The sequence below is a fragment of the Streptomyces sp. SID3212 genome (assembly GCF_009865405.1).
GTDB lineage: Bacteria > Actinomycetota > Actinomycetes > Streptomycetales > Streptomycetaceae > Streptomyces.
In genome coordinates this window covers 1-9,443 of record NZ_WWJY01001143.1, presented here as the reverse complement: position 1 = coordinate 9,443, position 9,443 = coordinate 1, and the positions used below count along the sequence as shown (strand labels likewise).

Annotated in this window: 8 protein-coding genes; 6 read left to right on the top strand and 2 right to left on the bottom strand. The window is 71.4% G+C overall.

Going from position 1 to position 9,443, the window contains the following annotated elements; translation table 11 throughout:
* The coding region (locus GT042_RS34215; protein WP_161312582.1) for a hypothetical protein at positions 1-1,124 on the top strand (1,124 nt) is incomplete at its 5' end.
* A gap of 82 nt (positions 1,125-1,206) precedes the next feature.
* Positions 1,207-3,183, top strand: coding sequence for a threonine--tRNA ligase (gene thrS / locus GT042_RS34210; protein WP_161312581.1), 1,977 nt, complete (start codon positions 1,207-1,209; stop codon positions 3,181-3,183).
* Between the two features lie 38 nt (positions 3,184-3,221).
* Here the strand turns inward: thrS and GT042_RS34205 are convergent, their stop codons facing one another.
* A complete protein-coding gene (locus GT042_RS34205; RefSeq protein WP_161312580.1) occupies positions 3,222-3,887 on the bottom strand; it encodes a potassium channel family protein in 666 nt (221 codons plus the stop codon).
* A gap of 66 nt (positions 3,888-3,953) precedes the next feature.
* On the opposite strand from GT042_RS34205, the gene GT042_RS34200 reads away from it, so the two are divergent.
* Complete coding sequence (locus GT042_RS34200; RefSeq protein ID WP_161312579.1) at positions 3,954-4,517, top strand: HIT domain-containing protein; 564 nt, start codon at positions 3,954-3,956, stop codon at positions 4,515-4,517.
* Between the two features lie 51 nt (positions 4,518-4,568).
* On the opposite strand, the gene GT042_RS34195 is transcribed toward GT042_RS34200, so the two are convergent.
* Positions 4,569-6,224, bottom strand: a complete 1,656-nt coding sequence (locus GT042_RS34195; protein ID WP_161312578.1) for a hypothetical protein — start codon at positions 6,222-6,224, stop codon at positions 4,569-4,571.
* 260 nt (positions 6,225-6,484) lie between these two features.
* Between GT042_RS34195 and pgsA the strand changes: the two genes are divergently transcribed.
* From pgsA to GT042_RS34180, 3 genes are read left to right on the top strand one after another with little or no spacing between them, the layout of a single operon-like run.
* Complete coding sequence (pgsA, locus tag GT042_RS34190; protein WP_161312577.1) at positions 6,485-7,189, top strand: phosphatidylinositol phosphate synthase; 705 nt, start codon at positions 6,485-6,487, stop codon at positions 7,187-7,189.
* A complete protein-coding gene (locus tag GT042_RS34185; RefSeq protein WP_161312576.1) occupies positions 7,186-8,145 on the top strand; it encodes a phosphatidylinositol mannoside acyltransferase in 960 nt (319 codons plus the stop codon). Before pgsA ends, GT042_RS34185 begins: the two co-directional genes overlap by 4 nt.
* Positions 8,142-9,311 (top strand): glycosyltransferase family 4 protein, encoded by a 1,170-nt coding sequence (locus GT042_RS34180; protein WP_161312575.1) that lies wholly within the window; start codon positions 8,142-8,144, stop codon positions 9,309-9,311. The genes GT042_RS34185 and GT042_RS34180 overlap by 4 nt, the downstream gene beginning before the upstream one ends.
* Positions 9,312-9,443 lie beyond the last annotated feature (132 nt).

Below are 9,443 nucleotides of genomic sequence, written 5' to 3'. Positions count from 1 at the left end.
GGCACGGCTGGCGCCGCCGCGGTGGCGCCCCCGGCCGCTACACCCGCTGGACACCCCCGGCGCCCGCCGGTGGCGGCACCAGCCTCCTCGTGCCGGAGAGCCGTGCCTTCCCCGACTGCGACGACCTGCTCGCCGAGGCCTTCACCGCCCTCGCCCGCAGCGCGGCCCCCTCCGCCCGCGAGGTCCTGGTCGGCCTCACCGTCCCCAGCGACGAGATCCGCTGGTGGCGCGACGTGCCGCAGGGCCCCTCGGGGGCGGCGGCCTGGACCGTACAGGAACAACTGCGCACGGCGGCCCGCCAGTTGCTGCTGGCCGGCGCGCTCGCCGTGCGGAGCAGGGCCGGCTACCACGGAGCCCGCCACCGCGGCCAGGCCCAGGCCTCCCTGGAAGGGATCCTCGTCGGACCGGCCCCCGGCGGGCGCGAACTCACCGCCTTCGTCCCGGTCACGGCCGGCCGCGCCGTCGCCGTCCGCCTCCACCACGCCCTCTACGCCACCCGCGAGGCCGTCGACTACCAGCGCGCGACCGGCGGCATGGAAGCGTTCGACACCGCCGTCCAGGCGGGGGTCAGCCGCGAGCTGACCGACGCCCTGGTCGCTCTCGTACGCGGCACCGAAGGCGCCCGTATCACCCTGGCCTGGGCCCCCGGCGCCGGCGTCCCCGACGGCTGCGTGCCCCGGCCCGAACCGGTGGAGTTCTCGCCCGGTGACCTGCCCGCGCTCCGCGAGGCGGGCCGCCGCTACCTGCGCGACGAGCCCTCCATGCCCGTACGGATCACCGGCGCCGTCATCCGGATGCGCCGGGCGGGACCGCGCGGCGCCGGATCCGTACGGCTGCGGGTCCTCGCCGGGGCGGAGATCCCGCACGTACGGGTCGCGCTCGACGAGGAGGCGTACCGGATCGCCGGTCACGCGCACCTGGTCGGCCTGCCCATCCGGGTCGTCGGCCGACTGGAGAGCCGGGGCGGCTTCCGCAGGCTCTCCGACGCCAGCGGTGTGGTGCCCGTCCAGGTGGACGAGGCGGAGCGCGACCGGCTGATGAAATCGCTCCAGGAGAACCTGGACTTCTTTGAAGAGGCGTGCGGCGGGGGACGCGATCCGGAGGCCGACGCGGAAACCGTTTAGTGGGTGACGGCCCGGGCTCGGTACGATTCCTGGTGCGCACGGAAAACAGGACGTGCGCGCCCCGTGCAGTCAGGAGAGTCCGGTGTCAGACGTCCGTGTGATCATCCAACGCGATTCCGAGCGGGAAGAGCGCGTGGTGACGACGGGCACTACGGCGGCCGAACTGTTCCCCGGCGAGCGCACCGTCGTCGCCGCCCGCGTGGGCGGCGAGCTGAAGGACCTCGCGTACGAGATCGCCGACGGGGAGACCGTCGAGCCCGTCCTCATCTCCTCCGAGGACGGCCTCAACATCCTCCGGCACTCCACCGCGCACGTGATGGCCCAGGCCGTGCAGGAGATCTTCCCCGAGGCCAAGCTGGGCATCGGCCCGCCGGTCAAGGACGGTTTCTACTACGACTTCGACGTCGAGCGGCCCTTCACCCCCGAGGACCTCAAGGTCATCGAGAAGAAGATGCAGGAGATCCAGAAGCGCGGGCAGCGCTTCTCCCGCCGCGTCGTCACGGACGAGGCGGCCCGCGAGGAGCTGGCCGACGAGCCGTACAAGCTGGAACTCATCGGCATCAAGGGCTCGGCGTCGACCGACGACGGCGCGGACGTCGAGGTGGGCGGCGGCGAGCTGACCATCTACGACAACCTGGACCCGAAGACCGGCGACCTGGCCTGGCGCGATCTGTGCCGCGGCCCGCACCTGCCCACCACCCGGTACATCCCGGCGTTCAAGCTGATGCGGAACGCCGCCGCGTACTGGCGGGGCAGCGAGAAGAACCCGATGCTCCAGCGCATCTACGGCACCGCGTGGCCGACGAAGGAAGAGCTGAAGGCGCACCTGGACTTCCTGGTCGAGGCCGAGAAGCGGGACCACCGCAAGCTGGGCAACGAGCTGGACCTGTTCTCCTTCCCCGACGAGGTCGGATCCGGCCTCGCGGTCTTCCACCCCAAGGGCGGCATCATCCGCCGGACCATGGAGGACTACTCGCGCCGCCGGCACGAGGAGGAGGGGTACGAGTTCGTCTACACCCCGCACGCCACCAAGGGGAAGCTGTTCGAGAAGTCGGGGCACCTCGACTGGTACGCGGACGGCATGTACCCGCCCATGCAGCTCGACGAGGGCGTGGACTACTACCTCAAGCCCATGAACTGCCCGATGCACAACCTGATCTTCGACGCGCGGGGGCGGTCGTACCGCGAACTGCCGCTGCGGCTCTTCGAGTTCGGGACCGTGTACCGGTACGAGAAGTCGGGTGTCGTGCACGGCCTGACCCGCGCCCGCGGCTTCACCCAGGACGACGCGCACATCTACTGCTCCAAGGAGCAGATGGCGGACGAGCTGGACTCGACGCTGACCTTCGTGCTCAACCTGTTGCGTGACTACGGTCTGACCGACTTCTACCTGGAGCTGTCGACCAAGGACCCCGAGAAGTACGTCGGCACCGACGAGGCGTGGGAGGAAGCGACCGAGACGCTGCGCAAGGTCGCCGAGAAGCAGGGGCTGCCGCTGGTCCCCGACCCGGGCGGCGCGGCCTTCTACGGGCCGAAGATCTCGGTGCAGGCGCGGGACGCCATCGGCCGTACGTGGCAGATGTCGACCGTGCAGCTCGACTTCAACCTCCCGGAGCGCTTCGACCTGGAGTACACCGCGCCGGACGGCTCCAAGCAGCGGCCCGTCATGATCCACCGGGCGCTGTTCGGGTCGATCGAGCGGTTCTTCGCGGTGCTGCTGGAGCACTACGCGGGCGCGTTCCCGGCGTGGCTGGCGCCGGTGCAGGCGGTGGGGATCCCGATCGGGGACGCCCACGTCGAGTACTTGCAGGAATTCGCCGCCGAGGCGAAGAAGAAGGGCCTGCGGGTGGAGGTGGACGCGTCCTCCGACCGCATGCAGAAGAAGATCCGCAACCACCAGAAGCTCAAGGTCCCCTTCATGATCCTGGTCGGCGACGAGGACATGAACGCGGGCACGGTGTCCTTCCGCTACCGCGACGGGTCGCAGGAGAACGGCATCCCGCGCGACGAGGCGCTGGCAAAGCTGCTGGACGTGGTGGAGCGCCGCGTCCAGGTCTGACACCTGACCGCACCAATACGACGGCCCCCGGCGAGCGTTCAGCCCGTCGGGGGCCTCTCCCTGTCCTCCCGGCCGAAAACCTGGATGAGCCACGACGAGAACGACCCCGTCACCGCCCCCAGCAGCGCCAGCCCGCACGCCATCAGGACCACCGCGAAGACCCGGCCCCACGGCGTCACCGGGGTCACGTCCCCGTACCCCACCGTCGTGATCGCCGAGGACGCCCACCACACCGAGTCGCCGAACGTACGGATCGTCGCGCCCGGCGCGCCCCGCTCCTGCTGGTAGACCGCGAGCGCGGTGGCGAAGCCCAGGAGGAGGGCGCTGAGGCCCGCGTACGCCATGACCCTGCCGTACAGACTGAGGCGCGGGCGGTCCCGGCGGCGCTGGACGGCGCTGTACGTGTTCACGATGCGCAGCGGGCGCAGCAGGGGCAGGACCAGCACCACCGTGTCCAGCCAGTGCTTGCGGGGGAAGTGCCGGCCCAGGCCGCTGAGGACCAGCCGCACGACGTAGTCCACCAGGAAGACGGCCCACGTCAGCAGGACACCCGTCAGGGCGAGGTCGCGCCACACCTGGCTGGTGTGGGGAGCCAGGACGAGGACCGCGTAGCAGCCGAGGAAGACCGCCGAGCCCAGGAACAGCGGCAGATCCATGCGGCGCTCCCAGCGGAGCCGGCGTTCGGGGCCGTTCCTGACGTGCATCGCCCCAGCATCGCGGGGGGTGGTCCGGCGGAGGCCCGGCGACACGCTTCCCCGGTCCTAAGTCATATGCTGCACAGCATGACGAGTGAGCCGGAGCAGCAGATCGGTGTGGGGACCCCGGACGCGTTCCAGCGTCTGTGGACGCCCCATCGGATGGCGTACATCCAGGGCGAGAACAAGCCCACCGGACCGGAGGCCGGCGACGGCTGCCCCTTCTGCGCGATCCCGTCGAAGTCCGACGAGGACGGGCTGGTCATCGCGCGGGGGGACCGGGTCTACGCGGTGCTGAACCTGTATCCGTACAACGGCGGCCACCTGATGGTGGTGCCGTTCCGTCATGTCGCCGACTACACGGAGCTGGACGACGCGGAGACGGCCGAGCTGGGGCTGTTCACCAAGCGGGCGATGACCGCGCTCCGTACGGCGTCCGGGGCTCACGGCTTCAACATCGGGATGAACCAGGGCTCGGTGGCCGGGGCGGGGATCGCCGCGCACCTGCATCAGCACGTCGTGCCGCGCTGGGGTGGCGACACCAACTTCATGCCGGTCGTCGGGCACACGAAGGTGCTGCCGCAGCTCCTGGCGGACACGCGGGCGATGCTGGCCGCGGCCTGGCCCGTACAGCCGTAGCCGGCCTCCGGCCCGTCCACCGCCGCGGCGGGGCGGGCCGGGCGCGACGGCTCACGCGTCGTAGGCGTCCGCCTTCCGCGGGCTCGGGTCCTGTACGGCTCCGCCGAGCGAGGAGGCCCTGCTGCCGAAGCTCGTGGTGTCCACGCCGTGTTCGTCCAGGACCTTCATCGCGGCGGCGTGGGCCACCCGCAGGACCGGTGTCGCGGCGCGCATCGCGTCGTCCGCCATGAAGCGGTGGCGCCAGGGCTGGTCCGCCCAGGCGTGCCGCAGGCCGAAGGGCTCGGGGAGGCCGAGCTTGCCGCCGAGGTGGTCGAGCAGCGGCGGGTACCACGTGAAGGGCGCGCGGACCGCGAGGCGGACCGCTTCCTTCGGCTCGACCAGCGGCAGCGGCCGGTCGACGGTCTCCCAGAAGCGGACCGGCTTGGCGACCGTACGGCTCTTGGGGGAGGGCCCGCTGGTGAAGAGGGAGTGCACCGGGCCCAGCGCGTGGCCCGTGACCTCGATGCGCAGCGTCTGGTAGAGGACGGTGACGCTGATCATCATGGTGATGACCAACTGGCCGTCCCACAGGTTGAACTGGACCCCGAGGTAGTGACGGTTGCCGCTGCCGAACTGCTGGTGGTTGCAGATCCGCTGTATCTCGTGGCTCTTGACCTGGTAGGCCTCCACGTCCTGGCCGTCGGGGCGGCTCACGGAACCGGCGCCCTCGCCGACCGCCGCGACGATCCAGTGCTTGACCGAAGGCGGCGGGAAACCACCGGAGTTGAGAGGGCCGCGCTCCAGCAGCTTCAACTGGTCGTGGATGGCCCGTATGACGTCGTAACTGCGGAACTGGTGGATCTCCTTGGCCGGGTCCTTGGAGACGAGATCCTCGGCGAGCTGCCAGCTGCCCCAGCGGGTGCCCATGCCCAGTATTCCCTTGGGGCCCGCGTAGAAGACGACGTTGGAGCGCTGCTCGGCGGTGAGCTTCTCCAGGCCCTGGCGCAGCTCCTCGCGGCTCGCGTCGCCCGGGTTGCCCGGCACGGCCTCGGGGATCTTGGCGCCGATGCCGCCGCCGGCGAGGAGGGCGCTCCAGCGGGAGCGCAGGTCCTTGGCGGTGGACTCGCAGATGCGTTTGGCCAGCCACCAGCCGACGACCGGGGCGACGATCATGCCGCGCAGGTACCAGCCGAGGACGCCGACGAAGGGGAGGGCGATCAGGAAGATGACGGCGAGGACGCCGACGGCGATCAGGAGGGCCGAGCCCATGGCGCCGACGCGCCGGTCCTTCGCCCCCGCTAGCGTACGGCGCAGCTGGAAGACACCCAGCCAGAGCAGGGCGCCGGGCAGGAACAGCAGGCCGAACACGGCGGTCACCGCGGTGAGCTTCTTGTCCCGCTCCTTCCGGATCCCGTTCGCCGCGAGGCAGTGCTCGACGATGGTCCGGGACTCGGTGCCGAAGGACTGGATGAGGGCGCCGCGCCCGCCGCCGAGGGTCCTGAGCTGGACGGCGCGTGCGAACGCCTCGCCCAGATTCGGCTCCATCAGCGAGAATCTGCCCTTGGAGACGCTGGACTTGTGCCATTCGTTGTCGGCCTTGAGGATCTCCTCGACCGGGCTGTCCCGGTAGGCCGCCGAGGCGAGGGCGTGCGTCGCCGCGGTCTGTCCGTCCGACCCCATGAGCGGGACCTGTGCCCCCGGGCTGAAGTCGAATCCGTCACTCGCCACTGCCGCCCCCTCGCCGCAAGGATCCGCTGCCGCGGCCTGTTCCTGGTCAGAGCGCCCGGCTCACCTGCGGAGCTGGGCACCTCAGCGTAACTGCGGTATGCGGTCCACGTCAGGGGAGTTGGCGCTCTTTCGCCACCGGGCACCGGATGTCGTCCGGCGCCCGGTGCGGGTGCGGCGGCGGTGGCGCGCCGTGGGCGTGGCTACGATGGGCCCGCCGGTGGCCGTCGGGGCCGCGCGGCCCAACGACCGTCGGGAAGGCCATGCTGAACAAGTACGCGCGTGCATTTTTCACGCGTGTCCTCACGCCGTTCGCCGCGTTTCTGCTCCGGCGTGGAGTCAGTCCGGACGCGGTCACGCTCATCGGTACGGCCGGGGTGATGGCGGGTGCGCTGGTCTTCTTCCCTCGCGGGGAGTTCTTCTGGGGCACGATCGTCATCACGATCTTCGTCTTCTCCGATCTCGTCGACGGCAACATGGCGCGGCAGGCCGGCATCTCCAGCCGCTGGGGCGCCTTCCTGGACTCGACGCTCGACCGGGTGGCGGACGGCGCGGTCTTCGGGGGCTTCGCCCTCTGGTACGCGGGCAGCGGCGACAACAACGTGCTGTGCGCCGTCTCGATCTTCTGCCTGGCCAGCGGCCAGGTCGTCTCGTACACCAAGGCCCGGGGGGAGTCGATCGGCCTGCCGGTCGCCGTCAACGGGCTGGTGGAGCGGGCGGAGCGGCTGGTCATCTCGCTGGTCGCGGCGGGTCTGGCCGGATTCCACCGGACCTTCGGGGTCCCCGGGATCGAGATCCTGCTGCCGATCGCGCTGTGGATCGTCGCGGTCGGTTCCGCCGTGACGCTGGCGCAGCGTGTGGTGACCGTACGGCGCGAGTCGGCGGAGGCGGACGCGGCAGCGGCGGCGGAGGCCGCCTCGGGCTCGGGTCCCGGGTCCGGCTCGCAGGGGCGTGAGGCCGCGTCATGAGCGGGGTGCGCGACCGGGTCACGGACGGGCTGTACGGGCTGGGCTGGAGCACCGTCAAGACGCTGCCGGAGCCGGCGGCGGCGGCCCTCGGCCGGACGATCGCCGACACGGCGTGGAAGCGGCGCGGCAAGAGTGTGCTGCGGCTGGAGTCGAACCTGGCGCGGGTCGTGCCCGGGGCGGATCCCGAGCGGCTCGCCGCCCTCTCGAAGGCCGGGATGCGTTCGTACATGCGCTACTGGATGGAGTCGTTCCGGCTCCCCACCTGGAGCGCGGAGCGGGTGAGCGCGGGCTTCGACCCCAAGGACGTGCACCATCTGACGGACGGGCTGGCGTCGGGGCGGGGCGTGATACTGGCGCTGCCGCACCTGGCCAACTGGGACCTGGCGGGCGTCTGGGTGACACGCGCGCTGGGAGTGCCCTTCACGACGGTCGCCGAGCGGCTGAAACCCGAGACGTTGTACGACCGGTTCGTGGCGTACCGCGAGAGCCTCGGGATGGAGGTGCTGCCGCACACCGGCGGCTCCGCCTTCGGCACGCTGGCGCGCCGGCTGCGGGACGGCGGTCTGGTCTGCCTGGTCGCCGACCGTGACCTGTCGGCGTCGGGCGTCGAGGTCGACTTCTTCGGGGGCACGGCCCGGATGCCGGCGGGGCCCTCGCTGCTGGCGCAGCAGACGGGGGCGCTGCTCCTGCCGGTGACGCTCTGGTACGACGACTCCCCGGTGATGCGGGGGCGGGTCCATCCGCCGGTCGAGGTACCGGAGTCAGGTACGCGCGCCGAGAAGACGTCTGTCATGGCACAGGCGGTGGCGGACGTCTTCGCCGGCGGGATCGCCGAGCATCCGGAGGACTGGCACATGTTGCAGAGACTGTGGGTCGCGGACCTCGAACCGTCCGGCGCCCCCGGCGCCGGGTCCGGGTCCGGCTCGGACGGCGTGTCCGGCGGGGGGCCGGTGTGAGGATCGGGATCGTCTGCCCCTACTCGTGGGACGTGCCCGGTGGGGTCCAGTTCCACATCAGGGACCTGGCGGAGCATCTGATCCGGCTCGGGCACGAGGTGTCCGTCCTGGCGCCCGCCGACGACGAGACGCCGCTGCCGCCGTACGTGGTGTCGGCGGGGCGCGCGGTGCCCGTGCCGTACAACGGCTCGGTGGCCCGGCTCAACTTCGGGCTGCTGTCGGCCGCGCGGGTACGGCGCTGGTTGCACGACGGTCACTTCGACGTGATCCACATCCACGAGCCGACGTCGCCGTCGCTGGGGCTGATCGCCTGCTGGGCGGCGCAGGGACCGATCGTGGCGACGTTCCACACGTCGAACCCCCGGTCGCGCGCCATGCTCGCGGCGTACTCGATCCTCCAGTCCGCGCTGGAGAAGATCAGCGCGCGGATCGCCGTGAGCGAGTACGCGCGCCGGACGCTGGTGGAGCACCTGGGCGGGGACGCCGTGGTGATCCCGAACGGCGTCGATGTCGACTTCTTCGCCAAGGCCGAGGCCAATCCGGCGTGGCAGGGCGGCACGATCGGCTTCATCGGGCGCATCGACGAGCCGCGCAAGGGACTCCCCGTCCTGATGCGGGCGCTGCCGAAGATCCTGGGCGCGTACCCGGAGACGCGGCTGCTGGTCGCCGGCCGGGGCGACGAGAAGGAAGCGGTCGAGTCCCTGCCGAAGGCGATGCGGTCGCGGGTGGAGTTCCTCGGGATGGTCAGCGACGAGGACAAGGCGCGGCTGCTGCGCAGTGTCGACCTGTACGTCGCGCCCAACACGGGCGGCGAGAGCTTCGGCATCATCCTGGTCGAGGCGCTGTCGGCGGGCGCGGCGGTGCTGGCGAGCGACCTGGACGCGTTCGCGCAGGTCCTGGACCAGGGTTCGGCGGGCGAACTGTTCCGCAACGAGGACGCGGACGCCCTGGCGACCTCGGCGGTCCGCCTCCTGGGCGACCCGTCCCGCCGCGCACAACTGCGCGAGCGGGGGAGCGCGCACGTACGGCGCTTCGACTGGTCGACGGTGGGCGCGGACATCCTGGCGGTGTACGAGACGGTGACGGACGGCGCGGCGTCGGTGGCGACGGACGAACGGACGACGGGCCTGAGGGCCAGATTCGGCCTGGGCGCGACCAGGGACTGAGGTCGCGGATTTCAACCCTGTCCGGCCACATCAAGCCCGTCCGGCGATTGAGGACACCGGGGCCCGGGGCGGAGCCCCGGTTCCGGGAAGGGGCGGATAGGGGAAAGCGCCGCAGGCAACGCCCCCCACGGC